This is a genomic window from Methylophilus sp. Leaf416 (assembly GCF_001424665.1).
In the GTDB taxonomy this organism is placed as follows: domain Bacteria; phylum Pseudomonadota; class Gammaproteobacteria; order Burkholderiales; family Methylophilaceae; genus Methylophilus.
The window spans coordinates 25,209-46,157 of sequence record NZ_LMQS01000002.1 but is presented as its reverse complement, the minus strand read 5'-3'; the positions used below and the strand labels follow the sequence as shown (position 1 = coordinate 46,157).

Annotated in this window: 25 protein-coding genes; 21 read left to right on the top strand and 4 right to left on the bottom strand. The window is 49.0% G+C overall.

Translation table 11 applies throughout. The features are described from left to right. Window positions 1–3: 3 nt before the first annotated feature. Window positions 4–786: a triose-phosphate isomerase gene (tpiA, locus tag ASG34_RS05065; protein WP_055827551.1), complete on the bottom strand. Its 783-nt coding sequence runs from the start codon at window positions 784–786 to the stop codon at window positions 4–6. A 63-nt stretch (window positions 787–849) separates the two neighbouring features. On the opposite strand from tpiA, the gene ybeY reads away from it, so the two are divergent. From ybeY to ASG34_RS05030, 7 genes are all read left to right on the top strand, one after another. Beyond that, window positions 850–1,284, top strand: coding sequence for an rRNA maturation RNase YbeY (gene ybeY / locus ASG34_RS05060; protein WP_055827548.1), 435 nt, complete (start codon window positions 850–852; stop codon window positions 1,282–1,284). A 37-nt stretch (window positions 1,285–1,321) separates the two neighbouring features. Continuing rightward, window positions 1,322–2,107 (top strand): segregation and condensation protein A, encoded by a 786-nt coding sequence (locus ASG34_RS05055; protein WP_055827545.1) that lies wholly within the window; start codon window positions 1,322–1,324, stop codon window positions 2,105–2,107. Between the two features lie 11 nt (window positions 2,108–2,118). Next, complete coding sequence (gene scpB, locus ASG34_RS05050; RefSeq protein ID WP_055827542.1) at window positions 2,119–2,667, top strand: SMC-Scp complex subunit ScpB; 549 nt, start codon at window positions 2,119–2,121, stop codon at window positions 2,665–2,667. Window positions 2,668–2,673: 6 nt separating this feature from the next. Next, entirely contained in the window at window positions 2,674–3,021 is a 348-nt protein-coding gene (locus ASG34_RS05045) for a winged helix-turn-helix domain-containing protein (RefSeq protein ID WP_055827539.1), read from the top strand. A 109-nt stretch (window positions 3,022–3,130) separates the two neighbouring features. Continuing rightward, complete coding sequence (gene modA, locus ASG34_RS05040) at window positions 3,131–3,913, top strand: molybdate ABC transporter substrate-binding protein (protein ID WP_055827536.1); 783 nt, start codon at window positions 3,131–3,133, stop codon at window positions 3,911–3,913. A gap of 18 nt (window positions 3,914–3,931) precedes the next feature. After that, window positions 3,932–4,621 carry a molybdate ABC transporter permease subunit gene (gene modB, locus ASG34_RS05035; protein WP_055827534.1) on the top strand — a complete coding sequence of 230 codons (690 nt, stop codon included), beginning with the start codon at window positions 3,932–3,934 and terminating at the stop codon, window positions 4,619–4,621. Beyond that, complete coding sequence (locus tag ASG34_RS05030; RefSeq protein ID WP_055827531.1) at window positions 4,621–5,283, top strand: ATP-binding cassette domain-containing protein; 663 nt, start codon at window positions 4,621–4,623, stop codon at window positions 5,281–5,283. The genes modB and ASG34_RS05030 overlap by 1 nt, the downstream gene beginning before the upstream one ends. Before the next feature lie 11 nt (window positions 5,284–5,294). Here ASG34_RS05030 and ASG34_RS05025 read toward each other — a convergent pair whose 3' ends face one another. The 3 genes from ASG34_RS05025 to nadB all read right to left on the bottom strand — a co-directional run bounded on the left by ASG34_RS05025 (window position 5,295) and on the right by nadB (window position 7,922). Then, window positions 5,295–5,774, bottom strand: coding sequence for an FKBP-type peptidyl-prolyl cis-trans isomerase (locus tag ASG34_RS05025; RefSeq protein ID WP_055827529.1), 480 nt, complete (start codon window positions 5,772–5,774; stop codon window positions 5,295–5,297). A gap of 62 nt (window positions 5,775–5,836) precedes the next feature. Next, window positions 5,837–6,310, bottom strand: coding sequence for a thermonuclease family protein (locus ASG34_RS05020; RefSeq protein ID WP_055827526.1), 474 nt, complete (start codon window positions 6,308–6,310; stop codon window positions 5,837–5,839). 1 nt (window position 6,311) lies between these two features. Beyond that, the gene (nadB, locus tag ASG34_RS05015) at window positions 6,312–7,922 is read right to left on the bottom strand and encodes an L-aspartate oxidase (RefSeq protein ID WP_055827523.1); all 1,611 of its coding nucleotides are present in this window, start codon (window positions 7,920–7,922) and stop codon (window positions 6,312–6,314) included. Window positions 7,923–8,131: 209 nt separating this feature from the next. Here nadB and rpoE point away from each other — a divergent pair, with 209 nt between their 5' ends. The 14 genes from rpoE to ASG34_RS04945 all read left to right on the top strand — a co-directional run bounded on the left by rpoE (window position 8,132) and on the right by ASG34_RS04945 (window position 20,947). Next, a complete protein-coding gene (gene rpoE, locus ASG34_RS05010; protein WP_055827520.1) occupies window positions 8,132–8,761 on the top strand; it encodes an RNA polymerase sigma factor RpoE in 630 nt (209 codons plus the stop codon). A 111-nt stretch (window positions 8,762–8,872) separates the two neighbouring features. Beyond that, the gene (locus ASG34_RS05005) at window positions 8,873–9,328 is read left to right on the top strand and encodes a sigma-E factor negative regulatory protein (RefSeq protein WP_055827517.1); all 456 of its coding nucleotides are present in this window, start codon (window positions 8,873–8,875) and stop codon (window positions 9,326–9,328) included. A 17-nt stretch (window positions 9,329–9,345) separates the two neighbouring features. After that, window positions 9,346–10,299: a MucB/RseB C-terminal domain-containing protein gene (locus ASG34_RS05000; RefSeq protein WP_055827515.1), complete on the top strand. Its 954-nt coding sequence runs from the start codon at window positions 9,346–9,348 to the stop codon at window positions 10,297–10,299. A 290-nt stretch (window positions 10,300–10,589) separates the two neighbouring features. After that, on the top strand, window positions 10,590–12,014 hold the full coding sequence (locus ASG34_RS04995; protein ID WP_055827513.1) for a DegQ family serine endoprotease: 1,425 nt from the start codon (window positions 10,590–10,592) through the stop codon (window positions 12,012–12,014). Window positions 12,015–12,152: 138 nt separating this feature from the next. Then, complete coding sequence (lepA, locus tag ASG34_RS04990; protein WP_055827510.1) at window positions 12,153–13,946, top strand: translation elongation factor 4; 1,794 nt, start codon at window positions 12,153–12,155, stop codon at window positions 13,944–13,946. A 32-nt stretch (window positions 13,947–13,978) separates the two neighbouring features. Beyond that, window positions 13,979–14,794 (top strand): signal peptidase I, encoded by an 816-nt coding sequence (lepB, locus tag ASG34_RS04985; RefSeq protein WP_055827507.1) that lies wholly within the window; start codon window positions 13,979–13,981, stop codon window positions 14,792–14,794. A gap of 48 nt (window positions 14,795–14,842) precedes the next feature. Further along, window positions 14,843–15,220 (top strand): DUF4845 domain-containing protein, encoded by a 378-nt coding sequence (locus ASG34_RS04980; protein ID WP_055827504.1) that lies wholly within the window; start codon window positions 14,843–14,845, stop codon window positions 15,218–15,220. A 5-nt stretch (window positions 15,221–15,225) separates the two neighbouring features. After that, complete coding sequence (rnc, locus tag ASG34_RS04975; RefSeq protein WP_055827502.1) at window positions 15,226–15,897, top strand: ribonuclease III; 672 nt, start codon at window positions 15,226–15,228, stop codon at window positions 15,895–15,897. Next, entirely contained in the window at window positions 15,894–16,796 is a 903-nt protein-coding gene (gene era, locus ASG34_RS04970) for a GTPase Era (RefSeq protein WP_055827499.1), read from the top strand. The genes rnc and era overlap by 4 nt, the downstream gene beginning before the upstream one ends. A 23-nt stretch (window positions 16,797–16,819) precedes the next feature. After that, window positions 16,820–17,572: a DNA repair protein RecO gene (gene recO / locus ASG34_RS04965; RefSeq protein WP_082504808.1), complete on the top strand. Its 753-nt coding sequence runs from the start codon at window positions 16,820–16,822 to the stop codon at window positions 17,570–17,572. A gap of 114 nt (window positions 17,573–17,686) precedes the next feature. Then, the gene (gene pdxJ / locus ASG34_RS04960; RefSeq protein WP_055827495.1) at window positions 17,687–18,415 is read left to right on the top strand and encodes a pyridoxine 5'-phosphate synthase; all 729 of its coding nucleotides are present in this window, start codon (window positions 17,687–17,689) and stop codon (window positions 18,413–18,415) included. Window positions 18,416–18,525: 110 nt separating this feature from the next. After that, a complete protein-coding gene (gene acpS / locus ASG34_RS04955; RefSeq protein ID WP_055827493.1) occupies window positions 18,526–18,912 on the top strand; it encodes a holo-ACP synthase in 387 nt (128 codons plus the stop codon). Window positions 18,913–18,929: 17 nt separating this feature from the next. Then, entirely contained in the window at window positions 18,930–19,703 is a 774-nt protein-coding gene (locus ASG34_RS04950; protein ID WP_235559668.1) for a tRNA threonylcarbamoyladenosine dehydratase, read from the top strand. Between the two features lie 266 nt (window positions 19,704–19,969). After that, the gene (locus ASG34_RS04945) at window positions 19,970–20,947 is read left to right on the top strand and encodes a class 1 fructose-bisphosphatase (RefSeq protein ID WP_055827487.1); all 978 of its coding nucleotides are present in this window, start codon (window positions 19,970–19,972) and stop codon (window positions 20,945–20,947) included. Window positions 20,948–20,949 lie beyond the last annotated feature (2 nt).

Here is a 20,949-nt window from a genome sequence, read left to right as displayed (position 1 = left end):
CATTCAAGCTGCAGTTCTCAAGTCGGTTAACTCGTTAGCAATCTGGCAAATGCGAATGAAATCGTCTGCCACTAGGGAGGCACCGCCAATCAAGCCACCATCTACATCCGGCATACTCAGTAATTGTGCTGCGTTACTCGGATTTACACTGCCGCCATAAAGCAGATCCATTTTTTCTGCTACCTGTTCATCCAGCAATCCAATATGCCCACGGATAAATGACAGGATAGCTTGCACGTGTTGTGGTGTAGCGGCTTTGCCAGAACCGATCGCCCATACCGGTTCATAGGCAATCACGCCTTTGGATAATGCCTGAATCCCTACATGCGCAATCACCGGATTTAATTGACGCACGACCACCAGGTCGGTTTCACCTTGTTCATACTCCTCCAGCGTTTCACCTATGCACAATATGGGTGTCAGCCCGGCTTTGAGCGCCGCTTCAAACCGTTCACCACAGCTTTCATCACTGTCATGCCCCCGCTGCCTGCGTTCTGAGTGGCCGATAATCACATAGGTGCAACCAAACTCTTTCAGCATTACCGGAGAAACCGAGCCTGTATAAGCACCTTTCTCAAAACGGCTCATATTTTGTCCACCCCAGGCAATATGGCTGTTTTGCAGGATATGTTGTGCCTGATACAGATAAGGGTGCGGCGGGCAAACCGCATAGCGGGCATGATGCTGCTGGGTGTGCAGCAGCAGGCTCTGCATAAATTGTTGATTATCGGGCAAGCTGCCGTGCATTTTGCGATTGGCAACCACCAGTTTCGGGCGATTCGACATCACACGGTTCCTATAAGGGTTTTCTTCTTATAATGACGGATATTTTTCGGAAAACTTGACCCTATGCCGCAACTTGATTTTTCCTTGCAACTCGCCTCACAAGAAAACAACCTGCCTACCGAAGCAGAATTCAGGCGCTGGGTGCGTGCGGCTTTACGTGTAGATACCAGCGTGACTATCCGGATTGTGGATGCAGAAGAAGGGCGCATATTAAATGCGACTTATCGCGGCAAGGATTATGCGACCAACGTGCTGACGTTTCCGCTCACCGAACATCCGCACTTGATGGGCGATATCGTTATTTGTGCGCCAGTGGTTGCAAGAGAGGCTATCGAGCAGGGCAAAACGTTGCTGGCGCATTATGCGCATATGACTGTGCATGGCGTTTTGCATTTGCATGGCTATGACCATGAAGTGGATGCGCAAGCAGCGCTGATGGAATCGATGGAAATGGCCGCCATGCAGAAGCTGGGCTTTGCTAACCCCTATGTTGAATAGTCTTTAATCTGCGTACTTAAATCGTTACAATCTCCACATGGACATCTTGGAAAACAGCCAGGTAAAAATCAAAGGTGAAACGCTCTCCGAGCTGCCGCAGGATTTGTATATCCCGCCGGATGCGCTGGAAGTTTACCTGGACACGTTTGAAGGTCCACTGGATTTATTGCTTTACCTGATCCGCAAGCATAACCTGGATATTCTGGATATCCAGATGGCGCAGCTGACCGCCCAATACATGGCGTACGTCGAAAAAATGAAAGCCATTAAACTCGAGTTGGCCGCAGATTATTTGCTGATGGCAGCCATGCTGATTGAAATCAAGTCACGCATGCTGTTGCCTAAACCAACTGAAGTGGAAGAAGAGGATGATCCACGCGCGGAGCTGGTCAGGCGCCTGATGGAGTACGAAGCCATCAAGCTGGCTGCACAACGGCTGGATGCATTGCCCAAAGTGGGTGAAGAGATTGATGTCGCCGCCGCGTATTACCAGCATATCAGCCAGGTAAAACCTCCCGAGGTCAGCCTGGATGACCTGGTGGAGGCCTGGCGCAATGTACTCAAACGCGCCAAGCTAAACCAGCACCACAAACTTGGCAGGGCAGAGCTTTCGGTGCGTGAGCATATGAGTTTGTTATTGCGCCGTTTAAGCACCGCAACGGTGTTACGGTTTGATGAGTTGTTTGACCTTGAAACGGATGGCGTGCCTAAATTGGTAGTGAGTTTCCTGGCGATGCTGGAACTGGCAAAAGAAGGCCTGATCCGTATCACGCAACAAGAAGCATTCGGGACCATTTATGTGCAGGCGAATGCGCATGATTGAGGAGGAATATAGTGCGTGATCCGGATAATATCCAGGAGATGAAGCAGATTCTGGAAGCGGCGTTGCTGACATCGCCGCAGCCGTTGGCGCTAGATGATTTGCTTAAATTGTTTTCCGGGCGCATGGAACGCGCCACGCTGCGCATGCTGCTGGACGAACTAAAAGCAGACTGGCTGGATAAAACACTGGATTTAGTGCAAGTTGCCAGCGGCTACCGCTTTCAGGCCAAGCCGGAATACAGCGAGTATATCTCGCGCCTGAACCCTGAACGACAACCAAAATATTCACGCGCAGTGATGGAAACCCTGGCTATTATTGCCTATCGCCAGCCCGTAACGCGTGGCGATATTGAGCAGATCCGCGGTGTGGCGGTAAACCCGAATGTGATTCGCCAGTTGCAGGAACGCGACTGGATCGACGTGGTCGGCCAACGTGAAGTGCCCGGCAGGCCATCATTATATGCAACTACCAAACATTTTCTGGATGACCTGGATTTGCGTTCGCTGGCAGAATTGCCGCCCTTTGAAGCGTTTGCACAAGCAGAAATTCCGCTGGAATAACTTGTGATGCGGGACTCATTACTTAAAATCCGTATTAGTCATGAAGGTAATACAGCGCTCGGTCCCGGCAAAATAGAATTGTTACAGATGATAGAACAACATGGCTCCATCTCCGCCGCGGCCAAGCAAATGCAGATGTCATACCGCAGGGCCTGGGAACTGGTGGATGTCATGAATCGCTGCTTTGACCAGGTTGTAGTGCTGAGCTCTACGGGAGGCACGCATGGTGGTGGTGCGCAAGTAACTGAATTCGGCAAATCGCTTATTGGTGCATATCAACAGATTCTAAAAAAATCGGCAGAGGCAGCCGCAGATGAACTTGACCTGATTACACGGCACCTGAAAAAAGCGTAAATTTTTTTGAGTGGCGTAATGCATGTGTGGATATAACGATGGTAGCATTATTGAATGTTGACGATTGTTGCGCAAGAGCATTTTGTTAATGATTAAACGGGATAGAAATATGAAAAAATGCGGTTGGCTGCACTTGTCTTATGTGAGCGCTTTGGTAGGTCTTTGCCTGGTCCATGCATTGGCGCACGCAGAAGAGGGGAAAATTAAAGTATTTGCCGCAGCCAGCTTGACCGATGTGATGAATGTATTGGTCAAGCATTACAGCCAGCAAGCTGGCGTGCAAGTCGTGCCAGTCTATGGTGGATCGGGTACTCTTGCCAAGCAACTGGAACAGGGTGCACCTGGTGATATGTTTATTTCTGCCGATGAAAAATGGATGCAATACCTGAAAGACAAGCAATTGCTACAAAATGCGACTATCAAACCTTGGCTGAGTAATCGCCTGGTGCTGATCACGCCACTAGCCAAGCCATTGAACATAAAAGCCGAGGCATCTGTAGATGTGAACCAGCAGGCGCCTGGCTACTGGTGCACCGGCGATACACTGTCAGTCCCGGTCGGGATTTATGCCAAGCAGTCATTGACCAGTCTGGGTTGGTGGGAAAAAGTAAAAAGCAGGTTGGTCAGTACACAAGATGTACGTGCCACATTGAACCTGGTCGAGCGTGATGAGTGCGATGTGGGTATCGTATATGCCAGCGATGCACAATCTTCAAACAAGGTAAAATTGGCTGGTGAATTCCCTGAAAACAGCCATGTGCCTATTGTGTATCCGATGGCATTATTGCCGCAGGCATCCGCCGCAACCACCTCGTTTTATAAGTATCTACAATCAGTCGAGGCTAAAAAATTACTTGCTTCTTATGGCTTCAAGCCACTCGTTGCTGAGTAAGCCATTGTTCTAATTACCATGTGGACACTGTCGCCTGCCGAACTTTCCATCGTGCTGCTTTCGCTGAAAGTGGCGGCCTGGTGCGTGGTTATTTTGCTTTTACCGGCAATGGCAATGGCGTGGCTATTAGCTAAAAAACGCTTCTGGGGACAGTCGCTGCTGGATGCGCTGGTGCATTTACCTATGGTATTGCCACCTGTTGTATTGGGCTATATGTTGCTGGTATTGCTTGGACGCAGAGGCTGGATCGGTGCCTGGCTATATGAACAGTTTCATATTCAATTCACTTTTCATTGGTGGGGAGCCGTGATTGCCTCGGCGGTGATGGCGTTTCCCTTGATGGTGCGCTCAATCCGGCAGGCATTGCTCCAGGTAAATCCGCTACTGGAGCAGGCCGCCCAAACACTGGGTGCATCTCCAATCAGGGTATTCCTGACTATCACTTTGCCATTGTCTTACCATGGACTGCTCACGGGCAGCATATTGGCATTTAGCCGCAGTCTGGGTGAGTTTGGCGCGACTATTACGTTTGCCGGCAATCTGGAAGGCGAAACCCGCACCTTACCATTGGCGATTTACAGTTTGACGCAAACTCCCGAGGGAGATGCCGCTGCGCTCAGGTTGGTAATTTTGAGTGTATTGGTATCTATTTTCGCGTTGCTCGCCAGTCAATGGCTGGAAAGACGGCTGATCAGGAGCCAACGCTGATGCTGCATGTAGATATTCAGATCAACCAGCCTTATGCTGTCGCGGCGACACAGCCTGTGTTTACCGTTGAAGCCAGGTTTGATTTGAAGCCTGGCGACTGCCTCGGCATTATGGGCGCCTCCGGCTGCGGAAAAACTACTTTGTTGCATAACATCGCTGGCTTGTTAATGCCTGCCTCCGGCATCATTCAAAGTGATCAGCAGGTATGGTTTGATTCAAAAAAAGCGATCAAACGTCCCCCATGGCAGCGGCAGGTAGGTATCGTATTTCAGGATGGGCGTTTATTTCCACATCTGGATGTGCAGCAGAATCTAGTGTATGGCATGCCGAAACGAAAAATTTCCATTTCAATGGAAGAAGTCATACATGTGCTGGATATCGGCACGCTCACCAAACGCAAACCTGGCCAGTTATCCGGCGGTGAAAAACAGCGCGTTGCGATTGGCCGCGCTTTGCTAAGCCAGCCTGCTGTACTGCTTATGGATGAACCGTTAAGTGGCCTGGATGATGCATTGAAACAGCAGGTACTGCCTTACATCAGAAAAGTAATCACTACTTTTGGATTGCCGACTGTGTATGTCAGCCATGTGCGGGAGGAAGTGACAGAGATTGCCAACGAAGTATTAGTGCTGGCGCAAGGGCAATTGCGCCAGTCGGGTTGAAATTTTAAAGCTTAGTGATGATGACCACCGGCACCGTGTACGTGCTGATGCTCGATTTCTTCTTTGTTTGCCGAACGCACATCTTTAATCGTCGCGGTAAACAGCAGGCGCTGACCCGCCCAGGGATGGTTGCCGTCAACGACGACTTTGCCATCGGCAATATCGGTAATGGTATACAAAATCACATCGCCTGTTTCGTCTTCACCTTCAAACTGCATACCGACTTTTAACTCTTCAGCCGGGAAAGCGCTGGCTTGTTCGATTTGTACCAGGCCGTCATCGTATTCACCGAAGCCATCTTCAGGATCCAGGCTCACTTCAATCACATCGCCTACATTTTTACCGTGCATGGCTTCTTCAACTTTAGGGAAAATATTGTCGTAACCGCCGTGCAGATAGGCCACCGGTTGCTGGCTTTCTTCCAGTGTCTCGCCATCAGTGTTCTGTAGTTTGTAAGTCATACTGACTACGGTGTTCATTGCTACTTGCATGTGAAATGTCCTAAGTTATCCGGTAATAAAACATTATTCTAAAGGATATTGCCGGGATGGTGTCACTCTCGCTGTTGATAATGTTGACCAAAATGCTTGCGCCAGAGCCATGGGGGAGTCGGGTTGGTTTGTTGCCATAAACCCAATTCTTGTTGCTGCGCTTGTTGTTGCAATGATGCTAATTCTGCCCGAGATGAGTAGCGGCTGTTAAACCAGGCCATCCCCTGTGCAACTTGATATTGACTGGCGTCTGTGCGATTACAGTATAAATGGCCTAGGGTGCGTCCGTAAGGATCTGTGCCGATGGCCCGCACTGTAATCTTGCTATTGCAAAGTGCCATCAGGGTACGTTTCGATTGTTTGCCGAAGCTTTGCTGGGATTCAGGCGCATCAATATCCAGCAGCCGCAGGTGGTAAGTTCTACCCTGGTCCAGAATGATAACGGTATCGCCATCAATGACTTTTTTCAAAACGGGTTCAGCTTGCGCGTGAATGCTAAGCACAAAAGGCAGTAATAACAGCCAGATATTTGGCATATTAATCCAGCAGGCTGGTGTAGTTTTCTGGCGTTAATACCGTGGGGATCGCCTCGGGCAGCAGCTCCGGATAATCTTTGCTGTAATGCAGTCCACGGCTCTCCTGGCGCTCAATTGCGCAGCGGACGATGAGTTCTGCTACCTGTAACAAATTACGCAGTTCAATCAGGTCGTGGCTTACTTTAAAGTTACTGTAAAACTCGTGTACTTCGTCGCGCAACATGTGAATGCGATGTAAAGCCCGGCTTAACCTTTTGGTGGTGCGCACAATGCCGACGTAATTCCACATGAATCGACGCAATTCATCCCAGGTGTGCGTAATCAGTACTTCTTCATCGGCATCAGTGACGCGGCTTTCATCCCAGTCCGGTAGCGAAATGGTAGGCTGCTGACCAGAGGCTTGAATGTCTTGCGCGCAACTTTCGCTGAATGCCAGGCACTCAAGCAGCGAGTTGCTTGCCAGGCGGTTCGCGCCATGCAAGCCAGTGCAGGCGGTTTCGCCAATTGCATACAGGCAATCAATATCGGTGCGCCCATGCATATCAGTCATGACGCCACCACAGGTGTAATGCGCAGCGGGCACGACCGGGATCGGCTGCTTGCTGATATCTATCCCGAGCTGTAAACAGCGTTTGTAAATGTTGGGGAAGTGCGACTGGATAAACTCCAGCGGCTTATGGCTGATATCCAGATAAACACAGTCCAGCCCGCGTTTTTTCATCTCAAAGTCAATCGCACGCGCGACCACATCGCGTGGCGCCAGTTCTGCCCGCTCATCATGCAAATGCATAAAGCGTGTGCCATCTGGCAAGGTCAGCAATCCGCCCTCTCCGCGCAATACCTCCGAGATCAGAAAAGATTTGGCGTGCGGGTGGTACAAGCAGGTCGGATGAAACTGCACAAACTCCATATTTGCGACGCGGCAACCAGCCCGCCATGCCATGGCAATACCGTCACCGGTACTGATATCGGGGTTGGTTGTGTAAAGATAAACCTTGCCTGCGCCACCCGTTGCAGTCACTGTATATTGCGCCGAAAGCGTAGTGACATGCCCGGTCTGGCTATTGAGTATATACGCACCCAGGCAACGATTAGGGCCATCAGTGGCAGTTTGCTGGAACAGCTTGTGCGTGGTGATCAAGTCGACTGCAATATGGTGTTCGAGAACGGTGATGTTCGGGTGTTCACGTACGCGGTCGGTTAAGGTGGTTTGTACCGCCTGGCCGGTGGCATCTGCCACATGCACGACCCGGCGGTAACTATGGCCGCCTTCGCGCGTCAGGTGCAGGCGGTCGTCTTCAGGCTCGCGGGTAAAGTTAACCCCTTGCTGCAATAACCATTCAATACTGGCACGGCCATTGTTGACCACCATACGGGTGACTTCGCTATCACACAGTCCGGCACCGGCATCTAAAGTATCCTGAATATGCGCTTCGATTGAATCTTCACTATTGTGTACCGCTGCAATGCCACCTTGCGCCCAGTTGCTGGCGCTCATAGAAAGCTCGCGTTTACTCAATATGCAAATACGGTAATTATCAGCCAGCCGCAGGGCCAGAGATTGACCAGCCAAGCCGCTGCCAATTATGAGGACATCAAATACTTTATTCATATTGTTGTAAAGGCAGAGGAACTTTTGTAGAAAAAGCCGTGTCAGAAATTTGTCTGTATTGCATGTTGCAATCGCAGGCAAAAATAAGGGATGAGACGATGTTACACACAACAAAATTAGAGGCGTTAACGCGCACCGGGTTCGTCGAAAGCAATACAAAAGCGTATACTACTCCCAATCATAAAATTACCCAAGGGAGTCATCGCGATATGACTGTTCAGGCGGCAAACGCCAAACAGCTTGAGAATAGAGAGTTCGACCAACTGTTGGTTGAACGTGCCCAGCAGGGCGATAAACGTGCATTTGGCCTGTTGGTCGAAAAGTACAATCGTAAGCTCGGAAGACTATTGTCGCGTATGATCCGCGACCAGGCTGAAGTAGAGGATGTGGTGCAGGAATCCTTTATTAAAGCGTATCGCGCATTGCATAGTTTTCGCGGTGATAGTGCCTTTTATACGTGGTTATACCGTATTGGCATCAACACTGCCAAAAATTACCTGGTGTCCATGGGACGCAAGCCACAGGTGATGCAGGACGTTGAAATTGAAGACGTAGAAAATTTCGATGAGGGTCAGGACATGCGTACAATGGAGACGCCTGAAACCTCTCTCATGACTAAAGAAATCGCGCAAACCGTGAATGATGCGATTGCCGCGTTGCCAGAAGAGTTGCGCACAGCTATCACGTTGCGCGAGCTCGAAGGCTTAAGCTATGAAGATATTGCGACAGTAATGCAATGTCCGATTGGCACTGTCCGCTCACGTATTTTCCGTGCACGTGAGACTATTGCTGCAAAATTAAGACCATTGCTGGACACACCAAACCACAAACGTTGGTAATCCGGTAACACTATTAGTGCAGCCATTTGATGTAAACTTTTAAATAATGGGTGTTATGACAAACAATTTGTTAAATGCTAACATAAAAACATTGATTGACTTGGGGTTATTATGAAGCAGCAATTATCCGCTTTAATCGACGGCGAAGCCGATATTGAACGCTGTGAACATATATTTCTCGCGGCCAAATCTACTGGCGAAGTAGCGCAAGCCTGGCAGGAGTATCATGTGATTCGCGATGTGATGCGTGAAGAGTATTGGGTGCAACCCGATATGACCAGCCGCATCATGGCAGAACTGAGTGATGAGCCTGTGGTATTGGCGCCAAGAGCTGCTGCACAGTCAGTGGTTCCAATAAAGTCACGACCCAATAAATACGTTTGGTCTATTGCAGCGTCTGTAGCAGCTGCTTTTTTTGTCGGTATGTTTGTGCTCAACCAGCCTTCAACTGTTGATTCGGTGCAAATTGCTGACAGTGAAACTGATCAATATGTCATGGCGCATCACAATTACTCACCTAATAGTGCGACGTACTATATTCATAATGTAACTTACGCTGGCGAATAGCTTTAACTGTGATTGGTATGTCTGTGCAGTTTGTAATTCGTGCGTTATTTGCGTTAGTGCTCTGCCAACAGGCAGTCGCAGATGAAGATTTATGGGTCACTATGCAGAAAACAGCTTCTGCAGCCAGAGAGCTTAACTACCAGGGATTATTTATCTATCATAACGGAGCGATTATTCGCTCCGTTCAAATTACCCATATCAATGAAGCCGGCCGGGAATTTACCCGCAATGTCGTCCTTGATGGCCGTCCACGCGAAGTGTTTAGTGAAGGTGACGATATTGTTATTTTTAATGCAAAAAATGACAAGGTAGTGATCGAAAAGCGTCGTGGTCAGAACCTCTTCCCGGCCATGTTGCCGACCCAGCTTCAACCTCTCAAGCAAAACTACAAGTTGAAATTCGTTGGCCAGGAGCGGATTGCCGGGCGTCTGGCTCAAGTAATCGATATGATTCCCAATGACAACTTGCGTTATCAATACCGCGTCTGGTCTGATAGCGAATATGGCTTGCTGTTGAAGATGAGCATGCTGGATGTGCAAGGTCATACCCTGGAACAAATCGGTTTCAATCAGGTATCCATGTTGCAAACCAAAGACCTGGATTGGTTCCAACCCAAGATCGACGCTTCCAAACCTTATGTGATGGATGACACCACCGATTTGACCCATGTGGAAAATAATCTGGTAATCGCAAACCTGCCTGCCGGGTATAAAAAAGTAGACCAGATCCGCTTGCGGGTCCCGGGTCGTACGGTGCCAGTCCAACAATTAATTTTTTCTGATGGCCTTGCTTCAGTGTCGCTGTTTGTTGAGCCTGTGATCAAAGGCATGCAACCTCGCATTGGCAAAAAAACCATGGGTTCGACCAATGTATACGCCCATGTCTTAAACGGCTATCAATTGGTGGTTGTAGGTGAAGTGCCGGCGCAAACCGTTGAGCAAATCGCGCAGCAGGTGACTTTTAAGAAGTAATCACACTCGATGATTTCTACCTGTTCTCTTTGCTGCATGCACTCCCAGAATTATTTTCATCCCTGATATTTCCTCATTCATGACAAATTCCTCTAATCAATCAATATTGGATGAGCTGGTAGCGTCTGGCGTATTGATGTGGAGTGATTGTCAAATGAAACCTCTTTGTTTTTGTGCGTGTAATCACCATATGTAGATAGTGTTTTAACAGTGACCAGGTTTTCTTATTTGGCTGCTATGAATAAGTCTTTGAAAATATTGAATTAATTGATTAAATAATAGGAAAAATCATGATGAAGCAATGGATTTCTGCAGTGTTTCTGACATGCACCATGTCAGTGAGTATGTTTGTCATGCCGGCGCAGGCCAAGGATTTGCCTGACTTTACTGAGCTAGCAGAAAAACAAGGACCCACAGTGGTTAATATCAGTATTACTTCTGTAGTTCACGGTGGCGGTGGCATGGGTTTCCCTGGCATGCCTAATGATGAAAATCTGCAAGAATTGCTGCGCCGGTTCGGTATTCCGGGTATGCCTGGTATGCCGGGCCAGGAAGGCGGGCAGGACTACAAAACGCAGTCATTGGGTTCAGGGTTTATCATCAGCAGTGACGGGTATATTTTGACCAATGCGCACGTGGTGAGTGAGGCTGATGAAGTTTTGGTCAAGTTATCGGACAAGCGTGAATTCAAGGCGAAAATCATTGGTGCTGACAAACGTACTGATGTTGCCCTGATTAAAATCGAAGCAACTGGCTTACCCAAAGTAGTGGTGGGTGACCCAAGTGCATTGAAAGTCGGCGAATGGGTAGCAGCGATTGGCTCTCCTTTCGGCCTTGAAAACACCATGACAGCCGGTATCGTCAGTGCCAAAGGCCGTGCCCTGCCACAAGAAAATTATGTTCCATTTATCCAGACCGATGTTGCGATTAATCCTGGTAATTCAGGCGGTCCGCTATTTAACCTGCGGGGTGAAGTGGTCGGTGTGAACTCCCAGATTTATAGCAAAAGTGGTGGCTCTATGGGGCTGTCATTCAGCATCCCGATTGATGTGGCTATTGATATTTCCAATCAGTTGAAGGCGACTGGCCGTATTTCACGTGGCTGGTTAGGCATTGGTATTCAGGAAGTAACTAAAGATTTGGCGGATTCCTTTGGCCTGAAACAAACCAGTGGCGCACTGATTGCCGGCGTGGAAAAAAATAGCCCCGCAGACAAAGGTGGTCTGGAAGTTGGCGATATTATCCTTAAGTTTGACGGTAAACCAATTGTGACTTCCGGTGATCTGCCGCGTGTTGTCGCTTCTATCAAACCTGGTAAAGTCGTGCCAGTGGAAATTGTGCGTAAAGGCACCAGCAAGACACTGCAGTTAGGCGTTGGTGAAATGCCAAACGAGCAATCCGAAGCCCCTGCTTCGAGCAAAGAGCCTTCTAAATCAGAATCCAATAAAATCGGCCTTACCTTGCGTGAATTAACACCACAGCAAAAGAAAAAGCTGAATGGAAAAAATGGCTTGCTGGTGATTGAAAGCGTGGGCGCAGCGGCGCAAGCAGGTATCCGCCGTGGTGATGTGATTCTTGGCCTGAACAACAATGAAAGCCAAAGTGTAGATTTGTTCAATAAGCAGATCAACGCTGTGCCTTCCGGAAAAACGGTGGCAGTGCTGGTGCTGAGAGGCGAAAATACTTTGTATGTTCCTATCAAGGTAAGCAAATAAATATGGGTTTTAAAGCGCAGCAAACATTCAGTGTTTTAAAATAAATCCCTGATAAATAGGCGTTTGCTGTAAAATGCCAGCAAATTTGGAAAGGCGCGTAAAGCGCCTTTCTTGCTTGTAATCAACCTATAGCAGAACATGAAGAATATTCGTAATTTCTCGATTATTGCCCACATCGACCATGGCAAATCGACACTGGCTGATCGCATCATTCAAATGTGCGGTGGGCTGGAGGCGCGCGAAATGGAAGCGCAGGTGCTGGATAGTATGGATATCGAGCGTGAGCGCGGTATTACGATTAAAGCGCAAACCGCCGCCCTGCAATACAAAGCCAACAACGGTGAAACGTATTTCCTTAACCTGATTGATACGCCAGGGCATGTGGATTTCAGCTATGAAGTCAGCCGTTCGCTCTCTGCCTGTGAAGGCGCTTTGCTGGTCGTAGATGCCTCACAAGGTGTTGAGGCGCAAAGTGTAGCTAACTGTTACACCGCGATTGAACTGGGGGTTGAAGTTACCCCTGTCCTGAATAAAATAGATTTGCCTTCTGCCGACCCGGCACGCGTTTCCCAAGAGATTGAAGATGTGATTGGCGTAGATGCCACCGATGCTGTGCGTTGCTCCGCCAAAACCGGCGAAGGCGTACGCGATGTGCTCGAAGAAGTGGTTGCCAAAGTCCCGCCGCCAAAAGGTGATGTCGATGGTCCTTTAAAAGCGTTAGTGATTGATGCATGGTTTGATAACTATGTAGGCGTAGTGATGCTGGTGCGCGTGGTTGATGGCGTATTGCGCGCCAAAGACAAAATCCGCCTGATGGCAACCGGCGCTGAATACTTGTGTGAGCAAGTCGGTGTTTTTACGCCAAAGTCGCTGCAACGCCCGCAATTAAGCGCAGGTGAAGTAGGGTTTATTATTGCAGGTATTAAAGAGCTTGCAGCCGCTAAAGTCGGCGATACGGTCACTTTAGCCGGTAGAAAGGCTTCTGAGCCTCTGCCTGGTTTTAAAGAAGTTAAGCCGCAAGTGTTTGCCGGTCTATATCCTGTTGAGTCCAACCAGTTTGAAGGTCTGCGCACCGCACTGGAAAAGCTGAGCTTGAATGACTCAAGTCTGCAGTTTGAGCCGGAAAACTCGACTGCACTGGGCTTTGGCTTCCGTTGTGGCTTCTTAGGCTTGCTGCATATGGAGATCGTACAAGAGCGCCTGGAGCGCGAGTACGATATGGACCTGATCACTACTGCACCTACCGTGATTTACGAGCTGTTGCTCAAAACCGGTGAAGTGGTGCAGATTGAAAATCCGTCCCGCCTGCCTGAGCCTTCCCGGGTGGAAGAGATTCGCGAGCCTATGATTGTGGTCAATCTGTTGATGCCGCAAGATTATGTTGGGCCGGTGATGACCTTGTGTAATAACAAACGCGGCATCCAGCGCAATATGCAGTATATGGGCCGCCAGGTGATGCTGAGTTACGAAATGCCGCTGAACGAAGTGGTGCTGGATTTCTTTGATAAATTGAAATCTGTTTCACGCGGTTATGCATCGATGGACTATGAGTTCCTGGAGTTCCGTGCCGCCGATCTGGTGAAGCTGGATATCATGGTCAACGGAGAGCGCGTCGACGCATTAAGCCTGATTGTGCATCGCGCAAACAGTCTTTATCGTGGCCGTGAACTGGTCTCCAAAATGCGCGAACTGATTCCTCGCCAAATGTTTGATATTGCCATCCAGGCATCAATTGGGGCTAATATCATTGCCCGTGAAACCGTGAAGGCCATGCGTAAAAACGTGATTGCCAAGTGCTACGGTGGCGATATTACGCGTAAGCGCAAATTGCTGGATAAACAAAAAGAAGGTAAAAAACGCATGAAGCAGGTTGGCAATGTGGAAATTCCACAAGAAGCCTTCCTGGCGATTCTGCGCGTTGAAGATAAATAAACGGGAAACCCCGCTTTCTACAGGGAACGAGCATGTATTTTGCAATTTTTATGTTGGTGATTTTGCTGGTATCCGGCGCTATCTGGTTGCTGGATATCCTGGTCCTGCGCAAAAAACGCCAGGCAAGTGCCTTGGGTGATGTGCCTGATCCATGGTATGTGGAATACAGCAAAAGCTTTTTTCCGGTCATTCTGCTGGTGTTCACGGTGCGCTCATTTATCGTTGAACCGTTCAAAATTCCTTCCGGTTCCATGATGCCGACATTGCTGGCTGGTGACTATATACTGGTCAACAAATTCACTTATGGCTTACGTGTGCCTATCCTGAACAATGTGTTTTATCCGGTGGATAAACCTAAGCGTGGCGACGTATTCGTGTTTCATTACCCGCCAGACCCATCGATTGATTACATTAAACGTGTGGTGGGTTTGCCGGGCGATAAAATTCAATACCGTGACAAACAGCTGACTATCAATGACAAAGTCATTAACCTTGATTTCATTGAGCCCTACAAATATGCATTGAATGTGAACGATGAAAGTGGCAGCTCACGCGCGGTGGATGTGACTGCTTCACGCCTGACGGAGCAGTTAGGCGATGTCAAACATGATGTACTGATCCATGACATTATGAATCAGTATAGCCCTGGCAGCTTGGGTGACCGCTTAATGCAAGGCGAAGCGATCACAGTGCCTGAAGGCCAGTACTATGCCATGGGTGATAACCGCGACAATAGTTCTGATAGCCGTGTCTGGGGCTTTGTTTCAGAGAAATATCTGGTTGGTCGGGCGTTTTTTATCTGGTTTAACTTTGACCAGTGGCGCCGTATCGGGCAAAGTATTGGTTAATGCCGGTCGTCATCGTTTAGGCAATCACCATTTGTGGAGAGATGGCATATGAAACGTTCTCATATTTCAACGCAGACTACAGCAAAGCCGCAACGCGGCTTAGGCTTGATCGGTTTTCTGCTGGTGTTAACTGCAGTGGGTATTCTGGGCATGGTGGCACTGAAAGCGTTGCCATCTTATATGGAATATTTCTCGATTCAATCGACTGTCAACCGCCTGGCGCATGACCCTATGCTGCAAAGTGATGCCGATATCCGTGCCGCGTTTGACCGCCAGATGCATGTGGATATGATCAAGACCGTGCAAGGCCGCGATTTGACTATCGCCAGCGGTGCAGTGGCTGTCCGTTACCAAAAAACGATTCCCCTCACAGATACTATCAGTTTGCTGATCGATTTTGATGCGGCCAGCAAAGCATCGCAGTAGGTGAGATGAGCGCGCTTCCAGTCTTACAGACCCGCATCGGTTACAGCTTCACGCAGCCTGAGTTGCTGCAGCAAGCGCTCACACATCGCAGTTTTTCAGCCAGCAATAACGAGCGCCTGGAATTTTTAGGCGATAGCGTGCTCAACTTTATTATTGCGCATCAGTTATTTAATTTATTCCCTGATATACCCGAGGGAGACCTCAGCCGCTTGCGCGCCAAGCTGGTAAAAGAAGCCAGCCTCGCTGAGATCGCTATTGCACTGAATCTTGGCGATGCACTCAAACTCGGTGAAGGTGAATTGAAGAGCGCAGGCTGGCGCAGGCCTTCTATCCTGGCGGATGCGCTGGAAGCCATTGTCGGTGCAGTCTACCTGGATGGCGGCTTTGCAGCCGCTGAACAAGTGGTGGCGTTGCTATACCGCGAAACACTCACCACTATCAACCCGAAGGTGATTGATAAAGACGCCAAGTCACAACTGCAGGAATACCTGCAAAGCAAAAAGATGGACCTGCCAGAGTATCAGGTAGCGTCTATCGAAGGCGAGGCACACGCACAGACCTTTACCGTGCAATGCTTTATCAAGAAACTAAATATCACTACTACTGGTGCCGGCACTAGCCGCCGCGTGGCAGAACAGCAGGCGGCCAAGCTCGCCATGGAAAAAATTCAATCATGACAGAACATATAGAACCTACTGAAGATTTCCGTTGCGGTACCGTTGCTATCGTTGGCCGGCCAAACGTTGGTAAATCTACCTTACTGAATCATATCCTGGGCCTGAAGTTAGCCATTACTTCACGCAAGGCGCAGACCACACGCCATCGTTTATTGGGCATCCATACCACTGAGGATACCCAATTCCTGTTTGTGGATACGCCGGGCTTCCAGCAGAAACATATCAATGCTTTAAACAAAACCCTGAACAAAACAGTGACCCAGGTATTGTCTGAGGTCGATGTGGTGCTGTTCGTGATCGAGCCGATGAAGCTTGGCCAAGCAGATGAGCTGGTCCTGAAACTGTTACCTAAAAACAAGCCGGTCTTGCTGGTAGTGAATAAAGCAGATTTGATGGGGGATAAAGGTAATTTATTGCCATTGATCCAGGACTTTGATCTGCTGTTTGAGTTTGCCGGTATCATCCCGGTCAGTGCCAAAAAGAACCAGAACCTGGATGGCTTGCTGGACGCGGTGCGGGAACATTTACCCGAACAGCCAGCGATATATGGTGAAGATGAACTCACCGATAAGAATGAACGCTTTTTAGCCGCCGAGTTAATCCGCGAAAAAATATTCAGGTTGGCAGGCGATGAGTTGCCTTACTCAATGACGGTAGAAATTGAAAAGTTTGAAACCGTCAAAAAACTTCGCCGCATTTTTGCCGTGATTATTGTCGATAAAGACAGCCAGAAACCCATGATCATTGGCAAGGGTGGCGAGAAACTCAAACAAATCTCCACCGAAGCGCGCCAGGATATGGAAAAGCTGTTCGGCTCCAAAGTTTACCTGGAAACCTGGGTAAAGGTTAAAGGTGGCTGGGCAGATGACGAGCGTGCATTAAAAAGCCTAGGGTTTTAGTCGCCTGCACTGGCGGTCGCATCATGGCTGTGAGCATCCCTAATGCTGCTGCACTCAAGCAATCGCAACAGCCAGTCTTTATTCTCCACACGTATCCTTTCAAAGAAACCAGCCTGGTGGTTGAAATGTTCAGCCGCGATTTTGGACGGATTGCCGGCGTAGCCAAAGGCGCGCGTCGGCCGCTTTCAGCCATGCGCGGCATGTTGCAATCTTTTCAGCAACTGGCTGGCACCTGGTCAGGTAAGAATGAACTCAAAACCCTGCACGGCCTGGAATGGCTGACTGGCCTGACCCTGCTTAAAGGTGACGCGCTGATGTGCGGTTTTTACATGAACGAGTTGTTGTTACGCCTGCTGCCGCGCGACGATGCGCATGCGCAACTGTTTGAGTATTACGCCGAAACCGTACAAATACTTTCTACGCTTACACACGAAACCGGCAGTGGCCAACTGGCAGAAATCATGCGCCGGTTTGAATTGAAAATGTTGCAAGAGCTGGGTTATGCCGTGCCACTGACGCATGATGAAAATGGCGAGATTATTCATGCCGAAGAAACCTATCGATTCGAAGCCGACTATGGCGCTTGTGCCTTAAACGTTACCAAGAATGGTGTGCTGATTCAAGGCCGGTCCTTGCTCGATATGGCCCGTGGAAGTTACAGCAACACAACCACACAGGTGCAAAGCAAGCAATTGATGCGCTATTTGTTACAGCATTACCTTGGTGAAAAGCCCTTGCATACCCGCCAGTTGCTGGTCGATCTGCAAGACTTCTAAGCTTATCTAGCGTGAAATAAAAAGCCTTAAATAGCCAGATTGTTGAGAGCATGCGCTGGCTAAGTTTATAATTCAAAAAAATGTGGCAGCCAGCCAAAGCAATCGAAAGAACATATGTTGAAATTAGGTGTGAATATTGACCATGTCGCCACAATTCGCCAGGCACGTGGTACCAGGTACCCCAGTGTAGTGCAGGCAGCATTGCGTGCTGAACAGTCTGGTGCGGACAGTATTACGTTGCATTTGCGTGAAGATAGACGCCATATGCAGGATGCGGATATTTTTGCTTTGCGGCCTTTGCTCCAAACCAAGATGAATCTTGAATGTGCGGTGACCGATGAAATGCTGGATATCGCGATCCAGGTGAAACCGCAGGATGTTTGCCTGGTGCCGGAACGTCGCGAAGAGCGCACCACCGAGGGTGGTTTAGACGTGCTCACACACTACGCCAAAGTGGAACATGCGGTCAAGAAACTGTCGGACCAGGGGATACGCGTGTCATTGTTTATCGCGCCGGATCTGGCACAGATCGATGCCGCAGTGAAAATCGGTGCACCGGTGATCGAAATACATACCGGTACATTTGCCGATGCGGACACTGAAAAAACGCAAACTGAAGAGTTACGCAGAGTAGAGGCAGCCCTGCATCATGCGAAAGCCAGTGGCCTGGTAGTCAATGCCGGGCATGGCCTGCATTATCACAACGTACACCGCATCGCGCGTTTGCCGGGGTTTGAAGAGCTGAATATCGGCCATGCTATCGTCGCGCATGCCTTGTTTGTCGGTTGGGATAATGCGGTGCGTGAGATGAAATCCCTGATGAAAGAGTTTTCAGCCAGGTAATGCAGCCCATCCAGTTTTATAATTGTAGTGAGTCATTCATACGAATGCGTCTGTTAAAAGTATTTGGCGATGCCTAATATCAATGCAAAATTGTTTTGCGAGGTGGTCAAATGATCTTTGGAATAGGGACTGATATTGTTGAAGTCGAGCGCATTCAAGCCTCGCTGGACCAGTTTGGTGAGCCATTTGCCAAACGCATTCTGGCCGAATCTGAATGGGCGGATTACCAGGCCAGCCAGTTAAAAGCGCGCTTTCTTGCCAAGCGGTTTGCCGCCAAGGAAGCCTTTGCCAAAGCCATTGGTACCGGAATTCGCGGCGATGTCAGCTTTCATAATATTGCTGTCACCCACGATGCGTTGGGTCGGCCACTGCTGCAATTGGCCGCGACGTTACAAGGCTTCCTCAAACAACATCATATCCACCAGTCACATATCAGTATCAGCGACGAAAAAAATCTGGCGCTGGCTTATGTCGTACTGGAAACCGTAAGCAAGTGATATTAGCAAATACAGTCGTGGCAGAAGATAATGAACGCCGCTTTTCCGGCGTGCGTCGGTTATATGGCGAGCAAGGCTTGCAGCAACTGCAAGCGGCGCATGTATTGGTGATAGGCCTGGGCGGTGTTGGCTCATGGACAGTAGAAGCACTGGCGCGCAATGCCGTGGGCAAGCTGACCCTGGTCGACCTGGATAATATTTCGGTATCCAATATCAATCGGCAAATCCATGCGCTGGATGAAAGTGTAGGTAAAGCAAAAGTCACTGCCATGCATGAGCGGATTGCGCAGATTAATCCGGCCTGTGACGTGGTTGAGATCGAGGACTTTATTTCAGCAGAAAATATGGCAGCGGTACTAGCAATGCGCCCGGACATCGTGGTCGATTGCATGGATGATACCAAAGCGAAAATTGCACTTGCAAATTATTGCCATCAGCAGCAATTGCCGCTGATTGTGGTGGGTAGTGCTGGCGGCAAGCTCGATGCGACACGTATCCGGCTGGCGGATCTGGCGCATGTGCATGGCGACCGTATGCTGGCAAAAATCCGTAATCAGTTGCGTCGTGATCATGGTTTTCCCAAAGCCAGTGATAACAAAAAATCAGCCAAATTCGGCATCACTGCGGTGTATTCCGATGAGCCGGTGGAAAAACCAGCAGAAGCCTGTGATACCCAGGCAGGATTGACCGGCCTGAATTGCGCCGGTTATGGTTCCAGTATTTGTGTCACTGCCAGTTTCGGCTTTATCGCTGCGCAGCATGCCCTGCAAGAATTAGTGTTTTCGCGCTAATCCTCTTTTCAATTCAATTTGCGCTTCGCAGTGAGTTTGGCGTAAATTGACACACTACTGTTATAAGATTGTTGAACAATCTTTAAGATGTAACGTCTACCCAATAGAAAACAGCGAATAGAAAACAGGCATAGACATTGCATAGTTAAACTTCTGATTGAGGTTAGTGCAGGGGTTTCCAGTCTGTCTTCTTTATTTAGGGCCGCATGAAGGTGGGTTAAAGTTTCGCTGCAAGTATCGCTAAAACCATAACAAAGGTATCTGCCATGCAATTGGATGTATTTCTGAAACAGGTTTCACTGAATCATGCATTGAACGTGCTGATATGGCACGCAGCCCAGGCTGGTATTGAGATTGCTGACCTGGTCAAGCAAGGCGCATTACAAGGGGTGACCGAGAAAACCACCAGTACGAATGTGCAGGGTGAAACCCAGATGCAACTGGATATCCGTAGTCATGAAGTCGCTCTTGAACAATTTCGTGCTTCTGCCGTGGTAGCCGGTGTAGTCTCTGAAGAAACAGAAGAAGCGATTGTTTTTGAAACCGTGGATGCACCGTTTCTGGTCTGCATGGACCCGCTGGATGGTTCTTCCAACTTATCTATCAATGGCGTGGTCGGCAGTATTTTCTCTATATTACCGAATACCGGTGTGGCAACCCAGGGCGAGCAGGCTTTTCTACAACCAGGACAGGCACAACGGGCAGCGCTGTACATTATGTATGGGCCAGCGACTTTAATGGTATTGACGCTAGGCCAAGGTACACATGTATTTACGCTTGACCATGAAAATGACAGCTTTGTGCTTACCCAACAAACGGTCGAAATTCCAGCTGAGACTTCCGAATTCGCCATTAACGCCAGCAATCAACGTTACTGGCAACCAGCAGTGAAGCGTTACATAGATGAATGTTTACAAGGCGCAGAAGGTGAACGCGGCCGTGATTTCAATATGCGCTGGTGCGCCAGTATGGTGATGGATGTGCATCGCATCCTGGCGCGTGGTGGTGTGTTCTTATATCCAAGCGACAATAAACAGCCGATCAAGGCCGGGCGTTTAAGATTATTGTATGAAGCCAACCCGATGAGCCTGCTAGTGGCACAGGCGGGCGGTGAGAGCATCACTGGCCTGGAAGATGTCCTCGCGATACAACCCACGTCCTGCCACCAACGGGTCCCGGTTTTACTGGGTTCCAAAAAAGAAATCCAGCGCTTGCGTGAATATCACCAGCAAGCCACAGAATAAAG

Coding starts and splice junctions, on each gene's coding strand:
- tpiA (WP_055827551.1), bottom strand. CDS start 786: ATGTCGAATCGCCCGAAACTGGTGGTTGCCAATCGCAAAATGCACGGC.
- ybeY (WP_055827548.1), top strand. CDS start 850: ATGCCGCAACTTGATTTTTCCTTGCAACTCGCCTCACAAGAAAACAAC.
- ASG34_RS05055 (WP_055827545.1), top strand. CDS start 1,322: ATGGACATCTTGGAAAACAGCCAGGTAAAAATCAAAGGTGAAACGCTC.
- ASG34_RS05045 (WP_055827539.1), top strand. CDS start 2,674: ATGCGGGACTCATTACTTAAAATCCGTATTAGTCATGAAGGTAATACA.
- modA (WP_055827536.1), top strand. CDS start 3,131: ATGAAAAAATGCGGTTGGCTGCACTTGTCTTATGTGAGCGCTTTGGTA.
- modB (WP_055827534.1), top strand. CDS start 3,932: ATGTGGACACTGTCGCCTGCCGAACTTTCCATCGTGCTGCTTTCGCTG.
- ASG34_RS05030 (WP_055827531.1), top strand. CDS start 4,621: ATGCTGCATGTAGATATTCAGATCAACCAGCCTTATGCTGTCGCGGCG.
- ASG34_RS05025 (WP_055827529.1), bottom strand. CDS start 5,774: ATGCAAGTAGCAATGAACACCGTAGTCAGTATGACTTACAAACTACAG.
- ASG34_RS05020 (WP_055827526.1), bottom strand. CDS start 6,310: ATGCCAAATATCTGGCTGTTATTACTGCCTTTTGTGCTTAGCATTCAC.
- nadB (WP_055827523.1), bottom strand. CDS start 7,922: ATGAATAAAGTATTTGATGTCCTCATAATTGGCAGCGGCTTGGCTGGT.
- rpoE (WP_055827520.1), top strand. CDS start 8,132: ATGACTGTTCAGGCGGCAAACGCCAAACAGCTTGAGAATAGAGAGTTC.
- ASG34_RS05005 (WP_055827517.1), top strand. CDS start 8,873: ATGAAGCAGCAATTATCCGCTTTAATCGACGGCGAAGCCGATATTGAA.
- ASG34_RS05000 (WP_055827515.1), top strand. CDS start 9,346: ATGTCTGTGCAGTTTGTAATTCGTGCGTTATTTGCGTTAGTGCTCTGC.
- ASG34_RS04995 (WP_055827513.1), top strand. CDS start 10,590: ATGATGAAGCAATGGATTTCTGCAGTGTTTCTGACATGCACCATGTCA.
- lepA (WP_055827510.1), top strand. CDS start 12,153: ATGAAGAATATTCGTAATTTCTCGATTATTGCCCACATCGACCATGGC.
- lepB (WP_055827507.1), top strand. CDS start 13,979: ATGTATTTTGCAATTTTTATGTTGGTGATTTTGCTGGTATCCGGCGCT.
- ASG34_RS04980 (WP_055827504.1), top strand. CDS start 14,843: ATGAAACGTTCTCATATTTCAACGCAGACTACAGCAAAGCCGCAACGC.
- rnc (WP_055827502.1), top strand. CDS start 15,226: ATGAGCGCGCTTCCAGTCTTACAGACCCGCATCGGTTACAGCTTCACG.
- era (WP_055827499.1), top strand. CDS start 15,894: ATGACAGAACATATAGAACCTACTGAAGATTTCCGTTGCGGTACCGTT.
- recO (WP_082504808.1), top strand. CDS start 16,820: ATGGCTGTGAGCATCCCTAATGCTGCTGCACTCAAGCAATCGCAACAG.
- pdxJ (WP_055827495.1), top strand. CDS start 17,687: ATGTTGAAATTAGGTGTGAATATTGACCATGTCGCCACAATTCGCCAG.
- acpS (WP_055827493.1), top strand. CDS start 18,526: ATGATCTTTGGAATAGGGACTGATATTGTTGAAGTCGAGCGCATTCAA.
- ASG34_RS04945 (WP_055827487.1), top strand. CDS start 19,970: ATGCAATTGGATGTATTTCTGAAACAGGTTTCACTGAATCATGCATTG.